18 protein-coding genes are annotated in these 19,134 nt (G+C 40.0%); 15 read left to right on the top strand and 3 right to left on the bottom strand.

What is annotated here, in order from left to right; genetic code table 11:
• Positions 1 to 179: 179 nt before the first annotated feature.
• On the bottom strand, positions 180 to 857 hold the full coding sequence (locus tag FS608_RS05290; protein WP_144548215.1) for a YdeI/OmpD-associated family protein: 678 nt from the start codon (positions 855 to 857) through the stop codon (positions 180 to 182).
• Positions 854 to 1,852, bottom strand: a complete 999-nt coding sequence (locus FS608_RS05285) for a 2-hydroxyacid dehydrogenase (protein WP_144548214.1) — start codon at positions 1,850 to 1,852, stop codon at positions 854 to 856. Before FS608_RS05285 ends, FS608_RS05290 begins: the two co-directional genes overlap by 4 nt.
• Positions 1,853 to 2,092: 240 nt before the next feature.
• On the opposite strand from FS608_RS05285, the gene FS608_RS05280 reads away from it, so the two are divergent.
• From FS608_RS05280 to cysI, 15 genes are all read left to right on the top strand, one after another.
• On the top strand, positions 2,093 to 2,404 hold the full coding sequence (locus FS608_RS05280) for a MerR family transcriptional regulator (RefSeq protein ID WP_026567504.1): 312 nt from the start codon (positions 2,093 to 2,095) through the stop codon (positions 2,402 to 2,404).
• A gap of 191 nt (positions 2,405 to 2,595) precedes the next feature.
• The gene (locus tag FS608_RS05275) at positions 2,596 to 3,786 is read left to right on the top strand and encodes a MalY/PatB family protein (RefSeq protein ID WP_144548213.1); all 1,191 of its coding nucleotides are present in this window, start codon (positions 2,596 to 2,598) and stop codon (positions 3,784 to 3,786) included.
• Between the two features lie 315 nt (positions 3,787 to 4,101).
• Positions 4,102 to 4,407, top strand: a complete 306-nt coding sequence (locus FS608_RS05270; RefSeq protein WP_144548212.1) for a PTS sugar transporter subunit IIB — start codon at positions 4,102 to 4,104, stop codon at positions 4,405 to 4,407.
• 22 nt (positions 4,408 to 4,429) lie between these two features.
• Positions 4,430 to 5,746: a PTS cellobiose transporter subunit IIC gene (gene celB / locus FS608_RS05265; RefSeq protein WP_144548211.1), complete on the top strand. Its 1,317-nt coding sequence runs from the start codon at positions 4,430 to 4,432 to the stop codon at positions 5,744 to 5,746.
• A gap of 64 nt (positions 5,747 to 5,810) precedes the next feature.
• A complete protein-coding gene (locus tag FS608_RS05260; protein ID WP_144548210.1) occupies positions 5,811 to 6,131 on the top strand; it encodes a PTS sugar transporter subunit IIA in 321 nt (106 codons plus the stop codon).
• Between the two features lie 19 nt (positions 6,132 to 6,150).
• Positions 6,151 to 7,470 (top strand): 6-phospho-beta-glucosidase, encoded by a 1,320-nt coding sequence (locus tag FS608_RS05255; protein ID WP_144548209.1) that lies wholly within the window; start codon positions 6,151 to 6,153, stop codon positions 7,468 to 7,470.
• Between the two features lie 56 nt (positions 7,471 to 7,526).
• Positions 7,527 to 8,234 carry a chitin disaccharide deacetylase gene (chbG, locus tag FS608_RS05250; RefSeq protein WP_144548208.1) on the top strand — a complete coding sequence of 236 codons (708 nt, stop codon included), beginning with the start codon at positions 7,527 to 7,529 and terminating at the stop codon, positions 8,232 to 8,234.
• A gap of 349 nt (positions 8,235 to 8,583) precedes the next feature.
• The gene (locus FS608_RS05245) at positions 8,584 to 8,811 is read left to right on the top strand and encodes a hypothetical protein (protein WP_144548207.1); all 228 of its coding nucleotides are present in this window, start codon (positions 8,584 to 8,586) and stop codon (positions 8,809 to 8,811) included.
• A 154-nt stretch (positions 8,812 to 8,965) separates the two neighbouring features.
• On the top strand, positions 8,966 to 11,569 hold the full coding sequence (gene adhE, locus FS608_RS05240; RefSeq protein WP_144548206.1) for a bifunctional acetaldehyde-CoA/alcohol dehydrogenase: 2,604 nt from the start codon (positions 8,966 to 8,968) through the stop codon (positions 11,567 to 11,569).
• A gap of 131 nt (positions 11,570 to 11,700) precedes the next feature.
• Positions 11,701 to 11,883: a hypothetical protein gene (locus tag FS608_RS30705; RefSeq protein ID WP_222127322.1), complete on the top strand. Its 183-nt coding sequence runs from the start codon at positions 11,701 to 11,703 to the stop codon at positions 11,881 to 11,883.
• A gap of 39 nt (positions 11,884 to 11,922) precedes the next feature.
• Entirely contained in the window at positions 11,923 to 12,426 is a 504-nt protein-coding gene (gene hpt / locus FS608_RS05235; protein ID WP_395947624.1) for a hypoxanthine phosphoribosyltransferase, read from the top strand.
• Positions 12,427 to 12,516: 90 nt separating this feature from the next.
• Positions 12,517 to 13,020: a DinB family protein gene (locus tag FS608_RS05230; RefSeq protein WP_144548204.1), complete on the top strand. Its 504-nt coding sequence runs from the start codon at positions 12,517 to 12,519 to the stop codon at positions 13,018 to 13,020.
• Positions 13,021 to 13,480: 460 nt separating this feature from the next.
• Positions 13,481 to 14,629: a cell division protein FtsZ gene (ftsZ, locus tag FS608_RS05225; protein ID WP_144548203.1), complete on the top strand. Its 1,149-nt coding sequence runs from the start codon at positions 13,481 to 13,483 to the stop codon at positions 14,627 to 14,629.
• A 325-nt stretch (positions 14,630 to 14,954) separates the two neighbouring features.
• Entirely contained in the window at positions 14,955 to 16,775 is a 1,821-nt protein-coding gene (locus FS608_RS05220) for an assimilatory sulfite reductase (NADPH) flavoprotein subunit (protein WP_144548202.1), read from the top strand.
• 24 nt (positions 16,776 to 16,799) lie between these two features.
• The gene (gene cysI / locus FS608_RS05215) at positions 16,800 to 18,518 is read left to right on the top strand and encodes an assimilatory sulfite reductase (NADPH) hemoprotein subunit (RefSeq protein WP_144548201.1); all 1,719 of its coding nucleotides are present in this window, start codon (positions 16,800 to 16,802) and stop codon (positions 18,516 to 18,518) included.
• A gap of 132 nt (positions 18,519 to 18,650) precedes the next feature.
• On the opposite strand, the gene FS608_RS05210 is transcribed toward cysI, so the two are convergent.
• Positions 18,651 to 19,100 (bottom strand): S1 domain-containing RNA-binding protein, encoded by a 450-nt coding sequence (locus FS608_RS05210; protein ID WP_026567489.1) that lies wholly within the window; start codon positions 19,098 to 19,100, stop codon positions 18,651 to 18,653.
• Between the last annotated feature and the right edge of the window lie 34 nt (positions 19,101 to 19,134).

The following is a 19,134-nucleotide window of genomic DNA, read 5'->3' as shown; positions in this document are numbered from 1 at the left end:
TAGGGCTTACTGGCTGATGAGTTGGGTTTACTGGCGGTTAGGCAGTGGTTACTAGCGGATAAGGGGAATTTACTGTCGGATACGCTGTGTTTACTGGCGGATACTCACCATTTACTGTCGTTACCCCGTTTTCCTTCTTTTACAAATCAAAACCCCCTTCTAGGTAGAAGGGGGTACATTTATTTCTGTTTCCTTCGATATAAATCCATTGTTTTATAGCCTTCACCCAGCACTGTCTCCATCTCAAGCAACCGTTTTTCTTGGGTTTCTTTCCGTTTTGCACTGTATACATAGCGGGCCCAATCTTTTTGATAGCCAAATGTCAATTGATTAAAGGACGCCAGTAACTCTTCATTTCGGTTTAAATACTGTTTTATATCGTCGACATGTATAATGTAGTCGTCCACACATTGACTAGATTTGCTGCTGGCGGCTTTTTTCGCCTTTTTTGGAGTTGATTTCAATCCAACCACGGTAAACACATCATTTAAGCTAACCATTCTAGAAAACTTAATGTCACTTCCAAGTGTATAGCCCTCTTCATCCATCGCAACTGCCTCAAATAAACTGTCTCGTTCAATGTATTCTTGATATTTTGGATTATTCTTTTTTGGATAGGCAAAGAATATGTATCCATTTTTATCGAGTAATTGATTGTCAATCACTGACTGAAGCTGCTGTGAAAATTCATTCAAACTAAAAACAAAAAGAAATATTAGATCATATTTTTCTTTATTAGGTGATGAATCATAATCTAAACCATTCAATTCATCTAAATCTTCGGGTTTATTCAGTACAAGTTTCCGCTGATACTTACTTAAATTTAGTTTTTCAACAATGCTTTTCGGTGAGTTCATGCCTTTTCTCCTTTGTAAAATGAATCCAATACTTCAGGATTAACAAGGTTATTCGGTCGATTACCCGTTAGTCCCGCTTCTAAATTCTCAACGGCAAGTTTGGCCATTTTTAGTTCCGTTTCGTGGGTAGATGACCCAATATGCGGGGTTGTTACCACATTGGGAAACTTGAGCAAAGGATGATCTGCTCTAACTGGTTCAATTTGGAATACATCTAATGCTGCTCCATGGATTTCGTTGGTTCGTAACGCTTCGATTAATGCCTTTTCATCCACTGTTTTTCCGCGCGAACCATTTACAAAAATGGCTGAGTTTTTCATCAATTTAAACTCGCGTTCTCCCATTATATTTTCAGTTTCGGGTGTGAGCGGGGTCATTAAACAAACAAAATCAGATTCACTTAGTAAGGTATCTAATGAAGAGTATGCAGCGTTGTATTTTTCTTCTGCTTCCAGGTTCCGGGTACGGTTGTAGTAAAGAACATTCATATCAAAGCCCAAATGCCCGCGTTTTGCAATCAATGAGCCGATTTTCCCCATCCCAATAATACCTAATGTTTTATGATGAATATCAATGGCATATTCTTTCCTAGTTAGATGTTGCTTCCACTTTCCAGTCTTCACGAATTGATCTAATTCTGGGATGCGTCTTGCTGCAGCTAGAAGAATGCCGAAAATCGCATCAGCCGTAGTGTCCTCAAGTACGCCTGGTGTGTTGGTGCCCATAATACCGCGCTTGGTCATCTCATCAAGGGATAGGTTATTAAAACCTGTTGAGTTATTGGAAACAATCTTTAAATTTGGAGCCCGGTCCAATAATTCTTTATCGACTGGGAGCGCGAGGCCAACAATTCCTTCGGCCTTCTTAAGAGCATGCAAAAACGCTGGGTCTGTTTTGGGATTGATCCGTTCAAAAATTTCCACATCGAATCTATCTCTTAAACGATCTAGCGTTTCAGAGAATTCAAAGTTATAGGCTAGTATTTTTCTTTTCATAAGGGAATACGTCCTTCTCCTTCTGTCTATAAGAATATATTTCTAAGGTGACATAGAATTTTTAAAGAGTCAACTTTAATTGATACTTAATTAAGCTAATATTTTCATAATTTAAAGTGAAATTTTTGAAGGTGAGGAAAAAATTGTTTCAGTTTTTAACATCCTATGTTAGAATATGTAACATTAGAATTGTTAAACAATTCACATTTTTAAAAATAAACAAAATGGGCAGGTGGTATTTTGGAAAATGAAAACCAATCCTATCGTGAACAAAAGGTTATCACGATAGGTATTGTGACAGAATTAACGGGTCTAACAAGCAGACAAATCCATTATTATGAAACACGAAAGCTTATTTTTCCAGACAGGACCCCAAATGGGACACGGAAATACTCATTTGCGGATATTGAAAGACTAATAGAAATTGCTGAGAAAATTGAAGAAGGGGTCCAAACGATGGAAATTCGCAGAGATTTCTCCAAAAAGGAAAAGCGTAAGATGATCATTGGTCAAATCAATTCCCATTTTAATCGCAACGGTCCTATAAAATAACAAGTGTAACTCGCAGTAATGAGCAGTGCTATCCGAGGCCTGCTCTTTTTTAGTGTCATAGCAGACATTTTGAAAAAAATTTATCCTTCTAAATTTTTAATCACCTCGTTTAATCGCTATAATTAGAGTAATCAATGAAAATTTTTACAAATGAAATATTCGATGAAATGAAAAAAGAAGGGTGGATATAAATGAAATATAACTTTGATGAAATTGTAAACCGACGAGGAACCTATTCGATTAAATGGGATGGAGGGGACTTAATTAAACAAATCGGTCTGACTGATCGCTATGATGAAGAGACAATCCCCTTGTTTACAGCCGATATGGATTTACCCGTCCCTCAGCCTCTAGTTGATGCCTTACATATGACGGTCGACCACCGAATTTTCGGCTATACTATCTTTCCAAAAGAGTATTATGAAGCCATTCAGCATTGGTTTAAAAAGAGACATGATTGGGAGATTCCGCAGGATGAAATCAGTTTTAGTCCTGGAACAGTCCATGCCTTAAATGTAGCTGTCAAAGCCTTAACCAACCCAGGAGACGGCATCATTATCCAAAGGCCCGTGTATCCACCGTTTACTTCGGCAATTGAAGCCAATGGCCGTAAAGTTGTGAATAACGCCCTTAAAGCAAATAGTGAAGGGTACTTTCAAATTGATTTTGCCGATTTTGAAGCGAAAGCCAAAGAAGAAACGACGAAAATGTTCATCTTATGCAACCCGCATAATCCAACTGGAAGAGTGTTTACTCAGGATGAATTAAGGAAATTAGCCGATATTTGTGCGGAGCATGATGTCCTCATCGTTGCCGATGAAATACATGGCGACTTAGTTCGCCGAAATCAGACCTTTATTCCAATTGCCAAGGCTACCGAACATCGTGACCGTATTATTACTTTTACAGCCATCAATAAAACTTTCAATGTCGCTGGGCTTCATTGTACAAATGTAATTATCTCCAATCCAGAACTTAGGAGCACTTTTAATAAGGTTATGGGCATGCACTTACCATCACCTTTTACGGTTTCAGCCTTGATTGCTGTTTACAATGAAGGAGAAGACTGGTTAGAACAGTTGAAGGAATACATTGACGGGACAATGGAATGGGCTGTTACGTTTTTAGCAGAGAAAATGCCGAAAGTGAAGGTGAGGATACCAGAAGGTACCTATATTATGTGGATGGATTTTAGCGAGTATGGTCTCACACCTGAAGAAATCCATGATCGCATTTATAATAAAGCGAATGTACTTCTTGAGGATGGGAAGATGTTTGGTGAGGAAGGATTGCAATGGCAAAGAATTTGTATCCCGTCACCAAGACCACTCATACAGGAAGCGTTTGAAAGAATTGCAAGAGAGTTTCAAGAACTAAATTGATGGAGTAAGAAAGGAATTAGTAAAAATCTATTGGATGTCCTTAAGTGAGAAGGAGAGGTACACGCTTCATAGCAGGAAGCCTGGAATATCCCGGGCTTCTTTTTATCTGTTTGCCAATTTAAGAATCCGCAGGTTTTTATCACATTGGAAATAGAACTTTTTGTCCTAATTTTTTTGGTGATAAAAATATATATTAGGGCGGGACAAAATTCTTGACATGGAGGACAGATAGGGTAAACCCAGTGTTTATCGTATGAAAAAAATTTTCGCTATTTTGTAAGCGGTTACAATTATATAAGGAAGGGGGATTGTATTATGAACATCTTATTATGCTGTGCTGCAGGCATGTCGACCAGCTTATTGGTAACGAAAATGGAAGCAGCAGCAAAAGCAGAAGGGATTTCTGCGAAAATATGGGCAGTAAGTGCGAACGAAGTGAATAACCATCTTGATCAAGCTGATGTGTTATTAGTAGGTCCACAGGTTCGATACCTGCTTCCTAAATTAAAAAAAGCAGGTTTAGAAAAAGGGATACCCGTTGATTTAATTAATACTGTTCATTATGGGATGTGTAATGGGGCTGAAGTATTAAAATTTGCCAAAAATCTACTAGATTCATAACTTCACATAGGGGTGAAAAGATATGAGCAAATTTAATCAAATGTTAGAAGAGAAGGTCATGCCAGTCGCTGGCAGGATTGCGGGTCAACGACACTTACAAGCATTGCGTGATGGAATCATTTTAACCATGCCGCTTCTCATCATTGGATCGATTTTTTTAATTTTGGGATTTTTACCTATTGATGGATATCCTGAATTTATGGCCCGGACATTCGGAGATGCCTGGTTGACTAAACTTCTATATCCTGTTAGCGCAACCTTTGATATTATGGCGCTGATTGCAGCGTTCGGTATAGCCTACCGACTGGCTGAACAATACAAGGTCGATCCATTGAGTGCAGGTGCCATATCTGTCGCTGCATTTATTCTGGCCACTCCTTATTTCACGATGTTTACCCCAGAAGGAGCAACAGCAGCTGTGCAAGTAGGCGGCGTATTGCCAATGGCTCTTTTAGGTAGTAAAGGTTTGTTTGTTGCTATGATTCTAGCGATGTTTTCCACTGAAATTTATCGATATATTATCCAAAAAAATATTGTTATAAAAATGCCGGATGGTGTACCGCCAAGTGTAAGTAAATCATTTGTCGCTTTATTCCCAGGATTTTTAGTTATTCTTTGCGTTTGGATCATTCGTTTGCTCATTGAAAACACCTCATTTGAAAGTTTGCACAATGTCATTGGACAGTTGTTGCAAGAACCACTTGGTGCGCTTGGTGGGACACTGATTGGTGCACTAATTGCCGTTTTCTTTGTTCAACTCTTATGGTCCACTGGATTACACGGCGCGAGTATTGTCGGCGGCGTTATGGCACCCATTTGGTTAGCCCAAACGGACGCGAACCGCTTGGCGCTTCAAGCAGGAGATGAAATTCCAAATATCATTTCCCAACAATTCTTTGATATTTTCATTTATATGGGCGGTTCTGGTGCAACATTTGTTTTTGCTATCATGATGTTATTTATGGCGAAGAGTCAGCAATCCAAGCAATTAGGCCGTCTGGCGATCGGACCAGGAATATTCAATATTAATGAACCGATTACATTCGGAGCGCCAATTGTATTGAATCCATTGCTCATTATTCCCTTTATTTTAACACCATTGGCTCTTACCATTACGACTTATATTGGGATGAGTACTGGTTTTGCTCCGAAGACAGCTGGCGTTGCCGTACCATGGACGACTCCTCCAATTATCGGCGGATATTTAGCAACGGGCGGAAATATCAGAGGGGCGATAATGCAAGTGATAAATTTAGTCGTTTCTTTTGCGATTTACTATCCATTTTTTAGAATGTGGGATAAACAAAACTTCAATCTTGAAAAAGGGTCTAGTAATTAACAATAGAATACAGGGCTTGCCATCTGGCAAGCTCTTGGCATGTATCTTAGGCGGGGGGACAAAGATGACGAAGGAAGAATTGTACCAACTCTCATTTCAATTAATTCTGCACAGTGGAAATGCCAGAAGTCTAGCCATGGAAGCGATTTTTACAGCCAAAGAAAAAAACTTCACTTCTGCACTGGAAAAACTTTCAGAAGCTGATGGAGAAATTATCAATGCCCATCGCTTTCAAACACAATTGATCCAAGCTGAAGCAGAGGGCAAGGATTTCGACATTCCCATTATCCTGGTCCATGCGCAGGACCATTTAATGACGGCTATCACATTAATCGATTTAGCAAGAGAGATTGTTGAGATTCGCCAAGAAATGAATACTCAATAAAGTGGGAGGTTCATAGAAAGTGACGAAATCAATTAAAATTACCACCATTGGCGGTGGTTCGAGTTATACTCCTGAGCTTGTCGAAGGATTGATCAAACGATACGATGAATTACCATTACGCGAACTTTGGCTTGTGGACGTCGAGGAAGGAAAAGAGAAATTAGAGATTGTTGGAAACCTAGCAAAACGGATGTTTCAAAAGGCGGGACTTCCTGTCGAAGTGCACTTAACACTCGATCGTAGAGAAGCTTTAATAGATGCCGATTTTGTGACCACACAATTCCGGGTGGGTCTCCTTGACGCCAGGGCAAAAGATGAGAGAATACCTTTAAAGTATGGGGTTCTTGGCCAAGAAACTAACGGACCGGGCGGGCTTTTTAAAGGTCTTCGTACGATCCCAGTTATTTTAGATATTGTTAAAGATATGAAGGAACTTTGTCCTGATGCGTGGCTCGTTAACTTTACCAATCCAGCAGGGATGGTAACGGAAGCGGTTCTCCGCTATAGTGACCATCGACAGGTTGTCGGACTCTGTAATGTTCCGATTGGGATGGAAATGGGAATTGCAAAACTATTAAAAGTTGACCATTCACGTGTCCGGATTGACTTTGCCGGATTAAACCATATGGTGTACGGCTTAGATGTATACATGGATGGGGTAAGTGTAAAGAATCAAGTCATCGAATTTTTAACAAACCCTGAAAATTCAAGCTTTGTGAAAAATATACAAGGACAAGGCTGGGAGCCTGAATTTATCCGAGCTTTAGGGGTCCTTCCATGTCCGTATCACAATTATTATTACAAAAGTCGTGAAATGGTGGAAAAAGACATCAAAAATGCGGAAACGGTTGGGACACGTGCAGAAGTAGTGAAAAAGTTAGAGGAGGATCTCTTTGAACTTTATAAGGATCCCCACTTGTCCATTAAACCTCCACAACTCGAAAAACGGGGGGGAGCTTATTACAGTGATGCCGCGGTCCGATTGATTTCTTCTATTTATAATGACAAAGGGGATATTCAACCGGTTAATACGTTAAATAATGGTTCCATCGCAAGCATTCCTAATGATTCTGCTGTTGAGGTGAGCTGCATTATTACAAAAGAGGGTCCGAAGCCACTTGTGATGGGTGATCTCCCAGTTCCGGTTCGAGGCCTTGTTCAACAAATTAAATCATTTGAACGGGTGGCAGCAGAAGCCGCGGTTACGGGAGATTATAATCTAGCAATCCTCGCGTTAACCATTAATCCTTTGGTTGCTTCTGATACCATTGCGAAACAAATTGTCGACGAAATGTTAGAAGCGCATAAAAAATACTTACCTCAATTCTTTAAAAATTAACAGAATGGCAGCGAATCAGCTGCCTTTTCACTGGTTAACAAGGAGGTTTGATCAGTTTGATTAAGTTAATTGTGAATGCAGATGATTTTGGGTATTCAAGAGGGATCAATCATGGAATTATTGATGCTCATAAATATGGCATTGTTAATTCCACCACAATAATGATGAACATGCCTGGTGTGTCGCATGCTGTGGAGCTCGCGAAAGCTAATCCAAAACTTCATGTCGGGATTCATCTGGTTCTCACGTGTGGGAAGCCGCTTTTAACAGACGTTCCGTCACTAGTAAATGAGAGTGGCAGTTTTAAACGAATTTCTGAATTCAAAGAGCAACGGGAGGTATCACTTGATGAACTGGCAAGAGAGTGGAGTGCGCAAATTGATAAGTTTCTAGAAACAGGGCTTACACCGAGTCATTTTGATAGCCATCATCATGTCCATACGATTCCGGAATTTTTACCGGTGGTGCAAATGCTGGCAAAAAAATATGATTTAAGTGCTAGACGTTTTTCAATGGATGCAATAGAGGGAGTTGCTGCATTTTCGGATGTGTTTTTACATGATTTTTATGGAGAGGGAGCGACCTGCGATTACTTTGAGAAACTAGTCACACGTGTTCATGGCGGGCAAACGGTCGAAGTAATGTGTCACCCGGGTTATCTGGATCACGAGATTTTGAGTGGTTCCTCTTATGCAGAGGAACGTGTGAGGGAGACGGACATTCTGACTTCTATTAAACTACATAGAGGAATTAAATTGATTTAGAAGACTTTTAATTGCCCAAGAGTTTTTTTATGAAGGGTTCCGGTAAGAAAGAGGGCTCTTAAATGACCGGAACCCTTAATAGATCACGAACATCTTTCATTAGGAATTAAGTATACTAAGCTTCGAATGATATTATGGTGAAATAATTTATTAATTGTAAACGTTTGCGAAATAATGGTTTTTTCACCTAACATATGCCTATATTATCATTTGGAAACATCGTTAAGTAAGGAAAATGGGCTATTTTTAGTAATATTAACCACAATTCACACTTTGTTCATTATTTCACAAACAATTATCATGAATCTATGTTATGATGAATCCATAAACAAACAAGGAGTGATAAGACATGATGGTTTGTGAATGGAAAACCTTCTCTACAGATTCTGAAACCTATACATTGGAATTATTAGAAGAAACAGTCGGAGACGAATTTGAGGCAATGTATTTTAAGGACAATGAAGAGATCCCAGCTTATATTTGGACCGTAAATTATGTCATTATTGTAAAAAAATACTCAAAGGTTCTAACGGACATCCTATTTGAAAAGATTCCCCGGAATCCAGTGTGTGAATAATCAGCTGCAGGACTAAGTGTAAGATATTTTTTTAATCAAATATGTGAAGTTGTTCACAAATAAACATCCCAAGAAAATACCCGCTTAATAGATTATTTTTTTAATACAATTTGTGAAAAGTTTCACAAATAATTAATTAAACGGAGGTTTTACCATGGCAGTTGTAGAAAAGGCAGTTAAAGAAAAACAAGATGTAACAAAGATGGTGGACGTTCTGGTCGAGAAGGGTCTAAAAGCATTGGCTGAGTTCCGCAGCTTTGACCAAGAAATGATCAATGAAATTGTCAAAGAAATGGCCTTGGCAGGTCTTGACCAGCATATGCCGCTTGCGAAATTAGCGGTTGAAGAAACTGGGCGAGGCGTATACGAAGATAAAATTATCAAAAATATGTTTGCTACCGAATATGTCTATCATAATATCAAATACGATAAAACTGTTGGAATCATAAACGAAAATGAACATGAAGGTATGATTGAGATAGCGGAGCCGGTCGGGGTTATAGCAGGAGTAACTCCTGTAACCAATCCAACATCAACCACGATGTTTAAAGCACTTATTTCGATAAAAACGAGAAATCCAATTATTTTTGCTTTCCATCCATCCGCGCAAAAATGCAGCAGTGAAGCGGCAAGAGTCCTAAGAGATGCAGCCATTAAGGCAGGAGCGCCAGAAAATTGCATTCAATGGATTGAAGCACCGTCGCTCGAAGCGACCCAAGCACTGATGAATCATACTAGAATTTCATTAATTCTTGCCACAGGCGGAGCAGGGATGGTGAAATCTGCATACAGTTCAGGTAAGCCTGCACTGGGTGTTGGGCCAGGAAATGTTCCTTGCTATATTGAAAAAACAGCGAATCTACAACAAGCAGTGAACGACTTAATTTTATCAAAGACCTTTGACAATGGGATGATTTGTGCCTCTGAACAAGCGGTTATTATTGATAAAGAAATTTACGATGGTGTAAAACAAGAAATGATAGCGAATAATTGTTATTTTTTAACTGAAGAAGAAAAAGCGAAGGTTGAAAAATTAGTAATTAATGAACATTCTTGTGCTGTTAATTCGGATATTGTTGGGATGGCTGCGGCTAAAATTGCTGAGATGGCTGGAGTGAAGGTACCTGACGAAACAAAGATTCTTGTCGCAGAATTAATTGGAGTTGGCCCTGAATTCCCGCTTTCAAGGGAAAAATTAAGTCCAGTCCTTGCATGTTATAAGGTTAGTAGTCTTGAAGAAGGATTAAAACGGGCCGAAGAAATGCTAGAGTTTGGCGGTTTAGGACACTCCGCTGTTATTCATACCACTGACGAATCTGTGATAAAGAAGTTCGGCTTGCGAATGAGAGCGGGGCGTATAATTGTCAACGCTCCATCCTCACAAGGTGCGATCGGTGATATTTATAATGCTTATATGCCGTCATTGACCCTTGGCTGTGGAACTTATGGCGGAAATTCTGTCTCAACAAACGTTGGTACCATTCATTTAATGAATATAAAAAAAGTAGCGAAAAGGAATATAAATATGCAGTGGTTTAAAGTACCTTCTAAAATATATTTCGAAAAAAACTCGACACAGTACTTAGCTAAAATGCCGAAAATTTCAAAAGCATTTATTGTCACAGACCCTGGAATGGTGAAATTAGGTTATGTTGATAAAGTCCTATATTATTTAAGAAAACGTCCCGATTATGTGCATTGTGAAATCTTTTCAGAAGTAGAACCAGATCCGTCCATTGAAACGGTGATGAAGGGTGCAGAAATGATGGCTAATTTCCAGCCTGATGTGATTATTGCACTTGGCGGTGGTTCCGCAATGGATGCTGCCAAAGGAATGTGGTTGTTCTATGAACATCCAGATACCGAATTCTTTGGCTTAAAACAAAAATTCTTAGATATTCGAAAACGGATTGTAAAATATCCTAATCTTGGCCAAAGAGCACAATTTGTGGCCATTCCTACCACTTCTGGAACAGGCTCTGAGGTAACGTCATTCTCGGTCATTACTGATAAAGAAGCAAATATTAAATATCCGCTTGCTGATTATGAATTAACACCTGACGTAGCCATTATCGATCCGCAGTTTGTGATGACGGTGCCAAAACACATTACGGCCGATACCGGATTGGATGTCTTGACTCACGCCATTGAAGCATATGTGTCCTGTATGGCAAATGATTTTACTGATGGCCTTGCAATTAAAGCTATCCAACTCGTATTTGAGTACCTGCCAAGAGCCTACAAAAACGGCCAGGATGAAGAAGCCCGCGAAAAGGTCCATAATGCATCAACTATTGCTGGTATGGCGTTCGCTAACGCATTTTTAGGTATTAACCATAGTCTTGCTCATAAACTTGGAGCTGAGTTCCATATTGCACATGGTCGGGCAAATGCTGTTCTTATGCCTCATGTTATACGCTATAATGCCACCAAGCCAAAGAAATTCACTTCTTTTCCGAAGTACAATCATTTCAAAGCGGACATTCGGTATGCGGAGATCGCTAGAATTCTAGGCTTACCTGCTAGAACCACCGAGGAAGGTGTTGAGAGCCTCGTTCAGGCAATTATTAAATTGACACAAGAGCTGGAAGTGCCAATGAGCCTTGAAGCAAATCATATTAATAAAGCTGAGTTCGAAAGCAAAGTTGACTATCTAGCAGATCGGGCTTTCGAAGACCAATGCACCACAGCAAATCCTAAGCTTCCATTAGTAACTGAATTAGCAGAAATTTACCGCCTTGCTTATAAAGGGGTATAACAATCGATGCCAATGCGAAAAATCAAACTAGATGATTTTTCGTATTGGCTTTTTAATTATTGGCTATGTTAAGGGATAAATTATTTTGACACTCTGTTGATTGGAGTGGAAGGCACGAAGACTCCTCGAAAATGCTATCGCATTTCCTTCGTGCGTGGGCGGAATCAAGGAAGCAAATTCAATGTCCTGCGGGAGGACGGGGCAGGGGAGACCCCGCAGGAGCAAAGCGACGAGGAGGCTCCCCAGCACGCCCGCGAACCGCTCGTGCCTGGAACGGAAATCAACAGACAAGTCTAACACAGCCAAATTTTTAGAATGAGGTGGAATTTGTGGGTTATCGAATTAAAGAAGTGATGATTTCTGAAAACGAAATAAAAGACAGAGTGAAGATGCTAGCCGAACAAATTGAAAAAGATTTTAATAATGAGGCCATTATTCTAATCGTGGTCTTAAAAGGATCATTTATCTTCGCTGCGGATTTGATTCGTGAAATGAAGGGGAATATTAATATCGATTTCATTTCCGTTTCTAGCTATGGGAACGAAACAGAGTCCACAGGAAAAGTAAGATTACTGAAGGACCTTGATGCCAATATTACTAATCAGAATGTTCTTGTCGTTGAGGATATTATCGACAGCGGACTGACATTGCATTTCTTGAGAGGCCATTTAAAAGCGCATAAGCCGAAGCAAGTTAAAATTTGTACCCTGTTAGACAAGCCTGAAAGAAGGCGGGTAGACTTGCCCGTGGATTATGTAGGCTTTGTCATCCCAGATGAATTCATTGTCGGCTACGGGATTGACTACGCGCAAATGTATCGTAACTTACCATATATTTCAACTGTAGAGGAGTATTAACAATTACAATTCTTTGTGGAAAATTTCGCTATTATTGGCAACAATGTTATACTTTTTCTGTGAAACTAATCAAAGATGGAGGCAAAAACTATGTATACTTCTATAGCTGAATTTATCGAGGAATGGAATCAAGAAGCATCATCAACGCAAAAGGTGTTAGATGTTTTAACAGACCAATCATTGCAACAAGAAGTTTCCCCAGAAGATCGAACACTAGGGAGAATTGCGTGGCACGTGGTTGAGAGCACACCAGGAATGCTTAACGAGTTTGGCATCACAGTTGAACATGTGGGGAATGGAGATGTGGTACTGACCTCCGCGAAAACAATCGCTGACACTTTTCGAAAAGTTACCGCTGACACAATTGAGGCAGTAAAACAACAATGGACGGATGCATCCTTAACCGAAATGAAAAACGTGTTTGGTATGGAAATGCCAAAAGGAGTGACACTTTCTCTTTTAATTAAACACATCATTCATCATCGCGGCCAAATGACAGTCCTTATGCGCCAAGCAGGATTAACTGTACCTGGAGTATATGGACCAGCAAGGGAAGAATGGATTCACATGGGAATGAAAGCACCCGTTTTATAAATAAGTACATACCGTTCCGCTAAATCACAAGTTTAGACGCTAATCATCAAAAATACCCTTAATGCTGCCATTTTGCTGACTCATTAAGGGTATTTTTTCTTATAGAGGGAGGCTAGCGAAAATCTATCATTTTGCTAGCAGGATGATAGGTGTTTGTTGAATGCATCCTAGTATTGGCAAAATATCAGTCAATATAAGTATTTCAAAAGGACTACTAAACAACATGGTTTAATAAATTTTACAATTTTGCTAGTATTTTCTACAAAAATCAACAAATTTATCTGAATTGAGTGTTAGCTTACTATATTAAATCCGCTATTATTTTGGTAAAATACGAATAAGAAAAAAAATACATACGACATAAGATTATTTGTAACTAATCGTTTGCTAGATTATAAAAATCTATATTTTATTAATAGTGAAACAAATAATTTACCGGATGATAAGTAGGAGGAATAATATGTGGGATTTTGACATGGATATAGATCAAGTAGCTAGAATAAAAGTAATTGGTGTTGGCGGCGGCGGAAATAATGCTGTCAATCGGATGATTGAAGGCGGAGTTCAAGGTGTCGAATTTATTGCTGTCAATACAGATGCCCAAGCTCTAAATCTATCAAAAGCAGAAATTAAAATGCAAATTGGGGCACAATTGACAAGAGGATTAGGAGCTGGCGCTAATCCAGAAGTCGGTAGAAAAGCGGTTGAAGAAAGCAGAAGGCAGTTGGAGGACGTATTAAAAGGAGCCGACATGGTTTTCGTAACAGCTGGGATGGGTGGAGGTACCGGAACTGGTGCTGCACCTGCGATTGCAGAAATTTCCCGCGCTCTTGGCGCTTTGACAATTGGCGTTGTGACCCGTCCGTTTGGCTTTGAGGGCCGTAAACGTGCCTCAAATGCAGCAAGTGGAATTGAGTTGATGAGTCAAGCAGTTGATACGTTGATCATAGTTCCAAATGATCGCCTTTTGCAAATTGTTGATAAAAGAACGCCGATGATTGAAGCTTTCCGAGAAGCGGATAATGTTCTTCGTCAAGGTGTTCAAGGGATTTCTGACTTAATAGCTGTTCCTGGATTGATTAATCTGGATTTTGCAGACGTTAAGACCATTATGAGTAATCAAGGGACAGCTTTAATGGGTATTGGGGTTGCAAAAGGTGATGGACGCGCGGTAGAGGCAGCCAAAAAGGCAATTTCTAGTCCATTATTAGAAACGTCTATTGACGGGGCACAAGGGATTCTTATGAATATAACTGGTGGGAAAGACTTAAGTCTGTATGAAGTGCAAGAGGCTGCGGACCTTGTCGCTTCAGCAGCGGATAAAGATTTAAATATGATTTTTGGTTCAATTATTAACGAAAATTTTAAAAATGAAATCATGATCACGGTAATTGCTACTGGTTTTGTTGATAAACAGGCACGAACCAATAGGCCCTCTTCTCCTATTCAAAAGGAAGGACCATCAAGAAGTCAGGTACAATCCCAGCCGAAACAAGTACAAGTGAATCATGAAGAGCCTGCGCATGACTATGGAAACTATGGACAGGATTCAGAGGATTCTCTTGACATTCCGACGTTTTTACGTAACCGAAACAGAAGAAATAGATAACAATTCCTAAAAATCTGGCGCAATGAGGACTGTGTGACGTGACAAATAGCCAAAGCATTGGAAAAGTGTCGCGATATGCTGTTACATTGCGCCATATATTTATTTAAATGTTGTAGTTAACATGCATCCACTTAAAAAAAACCAAAATTTTAACAGATTTTAATGATTTAAATCATTAAAACCGACTTGACTTATAGGAATAGTAAAACTATTATTATATTAATCATTTTTTGACTGAAAATTGTGTACTGTAAGAATTTTTATGACAAGTCATGATAAATAAATGATCACAATCAGTTAATAATCCTTTGTGAGGTGGATTTTAGTGCAACTTCAAGTATTGAATAGTCCTTTTAATCAGGAGCAAGCAGAACTCCTAAACCGGATACTGCCTACGTTGACAGAATCACAAAAAGTCTGGTTGAGCGGTTTCTTGGCAGCAGCCCAATTTTCTTCGATTTCGGGTTCTGGAAATGTCCAAGGGTCTGAACTACCTGGAGCAGTCACAGCTCCGGTCGTTTCAAAAGATGTAACGATCCTTTTTGGTTCACAGTCAGGTAACGCTCAGGGTCTTGCTAAGAAAGCGGGCAAGAATCTAGAGGCAGCTGGTTTCCAAGTGACTGTCTTATCAATGAGTGATTTTAAACCTAACAATTTGAAAAAGGTTGAAAATCTGCTGATCGTCGCTAGTACCCATGGAGAAGGCACTCCGCCAGATAATGCCATGGCCTTTCATGAGTTTCTGCATGGAAAACGTGCTCCGAAACTTGATCATCTTCGCTTCTCGGTTTTGGCACTGGGTGACAGTTCGTATGAATTCTTCTGTCAAACAGGAAAAGACTTTGATGCACGCTTGGAAGAACTGGGCGGTACAAGGCTTTACCCACGTTTTGACTGTGACCTTGATTACGATGAACCAGCATCAGAATGGCTTGCAGGTGTGCTAAGTAATTTAAAAGAAGCAGACGCCGGCAGCCAAGTACCAGTCCAGGAACTGGTATCTCAGGCAGTAGAATCAACGTATTCAAGATCAAATCCGTTTAGAGCAGAAGTACTAGAAAATATCAATCTGAACGGACGCGGCTCAAAAAAAGAAACACACCACCTCGAGTTGTCGCTTGAAGGATCTGGACTCACCTTTGAACCAGGAGATAGTCTTGGCATTTATCCAGAGAATGATCCCGCGCTCGTTACCTCGCTATTGGAGGAAATGAACTGGGACCCAGAACAGCAGGTAACTGTGAATAAAAAAGGAGAAATTCTCCCGCTTAAAGAAGCACTTATCACACACTTTGAAATTACGACGTTAACGAAACCGTTGATCGAGAAGGCAGCTCGCCTTACTGCAAATGAAAATTTACAGGAACTGCTCTCACCAGGTAATGAAGAGAAATTAAAGTCTTATTTAGATGGACGTGACTTGCTTGACTTAGTCAAGGATTTTACTCCTTGGATTGGATCGGCACAAGACTTTGTCTCCATACTTCGGAAAATGCCATCTCGACTGTATTCGATTTCGAGCAGCTTAACGGCAAACCCAGATGAAGTCCATTTGACTATCGGTGCAGTCCGTTATGAGGCACACGGCCGGAAACGAAACGGTGTTTGTTCCATCCAGACAGCGGAACGTTTGCAGCCAGGCGATACCGTGCCAGTGTATATCCAACATAATGAAAACTTCAAGCTGCCAAATAACCCAGATGCCCCAATCATCATGGTTGGACCAGGGACTGGTGCAGCACCATTCCGTTCCTTTATGCAAGAGCGTGAAGAAATAGGCGCTGAAGGAAAATCATGGTTATTTTTCGGAGATCAGCATTTTGTGACGGATTTCCTATATCAAACAGAATGGCAAAAATGGCTGAAAGACGGCGTATTGTCTAAATTGGATGTAGCCTTTTCACGTGATACAGCTGAAAAAGTGTATGTCCAACACCGTATGCTTGAAAACAGTAAAGAATTGTTTGAATGGCTTGAAGACGGTGCTCATTTGTACATTTGTGGGGATGAAAAACATATGGCCCATGATGTTCATAATACGTTAATTGACATTATTGAAAAAGAAGGCGGCATGAGCCGTGAAAAAGCGGAAGAATATGTAGCCGAAATGCAGCAGCAAAAACGTTATCAGCGTGACGTATACTGATTTGGGATAGAAAGGAGTTTCACCATGGTTAATCAAATATTAAAAGCGCCTGAAGGCCCTCCTAGTGATGTGGAAGGTATTAAAGAAAGAAGTAATTATTTACGCGGGACACTTAAAGAAGTAATGCTAGACCGGATTAGTGCCGGAATTCCTGATGATGATAACCGTTTAATGAAACATCATGGCAGCTACTTACAGGATGATCGGGACCTCCGTAATGAACGTGCCAAACAAAAACTTGAGCCAGCGTACCAGTTTATGCTTCGCGTTCGACTTCCTGGCGGGGTTGCTTCACCTAATCAATGGCTCGTAATGGATGACTTGGCTGATAAATATGGTAATGGAACTTTGAAACTGACTACCCGTGAAACGTTCCAAATGCATGGGATATTAAAATGGAATATGAAAAGTACGATTCAGGGAATTCATAATGCATTAATGGACACCATTGCGGCTTGCGGTGACGTGAACCGAAACGTTATGTGTTCTTCGAATCCGTACCAATCTGAGATCCATGCCGAAGTATATGAATGGTCGAAAAAATTGAGCAACGATTTACTGCCACGCACAAGAGCGTATCACGAAATTTGGCTGGACGAAGAAAAAGTAGCCGGAACACCTGAAATTGAAGAAGTTGAACCAATGTATGGTCCACTTTACTTACCTCGGAAGTTTAAAATCGGAATTGCTGTGCCACCTGGTAATGATATTGATGTTTTTTCACAGGACCTTGGTTTTATTGCGATTGTAGAGGATGGAAAATTAATTGGGTTTAACGTGGCGATTGGCGGCGGAATGGGAATGTCGCACGGAGACACAGCAACTTATCCTCAACTTGCAAAGGTTATTGGTTTCTGTAAACCTGATCAATTATACGATATTGCTGAAAAAACAATTACCATTCAAAGGGACTACGGTAACCGTTCCGTCCGAAAAAATGCTCGTTTCAAGTACACAGTCGATCGACTTGGTCTAGAAAATGTTAAAGCTGAATTGGAACATCGTCTTGGTTGGAGTTTAGATGAAGCAAAGCCATACCAGTTTGACCATAACGGAGATCGTTATGGATGGGTTAAGGGCGTTAAGGGAAAATGGCATTTTACTCTGTTTATTGAGAATGGTCGTGTCGCTGACTTTAATGATTACAAGCTTAAGACAGGGTTGCGTGAAATTGCCAAAATCCATACTGGTGATTTCCACCTAACGGGAAATCAAAACGTAATTATCGCTAATGTCTCCACGCAGAATAAGAAAAAAATTAACGAACTTATTGAGCAATATGGTTTAACTGATGGTGAGCATTATACAGCATTGCGCCGTAGCTCAATGGCATGTGTAGCTCTTCCTACATGCGGTTTAGCAATGGCAGAGGCAGAGCGCTATTTACCAACGTTAATTAATAAAATTGAAAACATTGTCGATGAAAATGGTCTCCGCGACAAGGAAATTACCATCCGAATGACGGGTTGTCCGAATGGCTGTGCCCGACATGCACTTGGGGAAATTGGGTTTATCGGGAAAGCACCAGGTAAATACAATATGTATCTTGGTGCCGCTCATGATGGCAGCCGCTTAAGCAAAATGTACAGAGAGAACATCGGCGAAGAAGCAATTTTAAGTGAGCTTCGAGTTTTACTTTCTCGTTATGCGACTGAACGAGAAGATGGCGAGCACTTCGGTGATTATGTGATTCGCGCTGGCATCATCAAAGCTACGACAGATGGTACTAATTTTCACGATTAATTAAATGAAAAAAGACAGGAGAGCCCTGTCTTTTTTTTTGTTTCAATTAAGGATTGAAGCAATTAAAAAAGGCAAACATGTCTTAACACGTTTGCCTTTCACTATATATTGATGTATTAATAAACGATAAAGTTATCCGCGTCTTCCGCCTCTGCCGCCCCGTTTTGTTTCAGTGCTGCGTTTTAAGGTAGATAGATTTTCTTCACTAGACTTTAAAAACTTCGCAATTTTATCTTCGAAATTTTCCTTTGGTTTAAAATTACTCTTTGCACGGAAATCTTTAGAACGGTTATCTACTCTTCCCTGGCGCGGTGGACGTTGGGAATAAGATGAGGTTTGTCCTTCGGGCTTATCTATAGCTTTTTTGATGGACAAGGCAGTCTTTCCGTCCTTCTCACTAATTACTTTAACTTCAATTTGGTCGCCAACTTTTAAATGGTCATTAACGTCTTTTACATAGCTGTCAGCTACCTCACTGATATGAACTAACCCTGTTGTGCCACCAGGCAATTCTACGAATGCCCCAAAACTAGTGATGCCTGTTACTTTACCTTGTACCTTAGTACCTACCTCGATTGACATAAAAAAATGTTCCTCCTCAATAATGTTACAACCA

Source organism: Bacillus sp. X1(2014) (assembly GCF_007678255.1).
This window is presented reverse-complemented; position numbering and strand designations above follow the sequence as displayed.

Coding starts and splice junctions, on each gene's coding strand:
- FS608_RS05290 (WP_144548215.1), bottom strand. CDS start 857: ATGAACTCACCGAAAAGCATTGTTGAAAAACTAAATTTAAGTAAGTAT.
- FS608_RS05285 (WP_144548214.1), bottom strand. CDS start 1,852: ATGAAAAGAAAAATACTAGCCTATAACTTTGAATTCTCTGAAACGCTA.
- FS608_RS05275 (WP_144548213.1), top strand. CDS start 2,596: ATGAAATATAACTTTGATGAAATTGTAAACCGACGAGGAACCTATTCG.
- FS608_RS05270 (WP_144548212.1), top strand. CDS start 4,102: ATGAACATCTTATTATGCTGTGCTGCAGGCATGTCGACCAGCTTATTG.
- celB (WP_144548211.1), top strand. CDS start 4,430: ATGAGCAAATTTAATCAAATGTTAGAAGAGAAGGTCATGCCAGTCGCT.
- FS608_RS05260 (WP_144548210.1), top strand. CDS start 5,811: ATGACGAAGGAAGAATTGTACCAACTCTCATTTCAATTAATTCTGCAC.
- FS608_RS05245 (WP_144548207.1), top strand. CDS start 8,584: ATGATGGTTTGTGAATGGAAAACCTTCTCTACAGATTCTGAAACCTAT.
- adhE (WP_144548206.1), top strand. CDS start 8,966: ATGGCAGTTGTAGAAAAGGCAGTTAAAGAAAAACAAGATGTAACAAAG.
- FS608_RS30705 (WP_222127322.1), top strand. CDS start 11,701: ATGCTATCGCATTTCCTTCGTGCGTGGGCGGAATCAAGGAAGCAAATT.
- hpt (WP_395947624.1), top strand. CDS start 11,923: ATGATTTCTGAAAACGAAATAAAAGACAGAGTGAAGATGCTAGCCGAA.
- FS608_RS05230 (WP_144548204.1), top strand. CDS start 12,517: ATGTATACTTCTATAGCTGAATTTATCGAGGAATGGAATCAAGAAGCA.
- ftsZ (WP_144548203.1), top strand. CDS start 13,481: ATGTGGGATTTTGACATGGATATAGATCAAGTAGCTAGAATAAAAGTA.
- cysI (WP_144548201.1), top strand. CDS start 16,800: ATGGTTAATCAAATATTAAAAGCGCCTGAAGGCCCTCCTAGTGATGTG.
- FS608_RS05210 (WP_026567489.1), bottom strand. CDS start 19,100: ATGTCAATCGAGGTAGGTACTAAGGTACAAGGTAAAGTAACAGGCATC.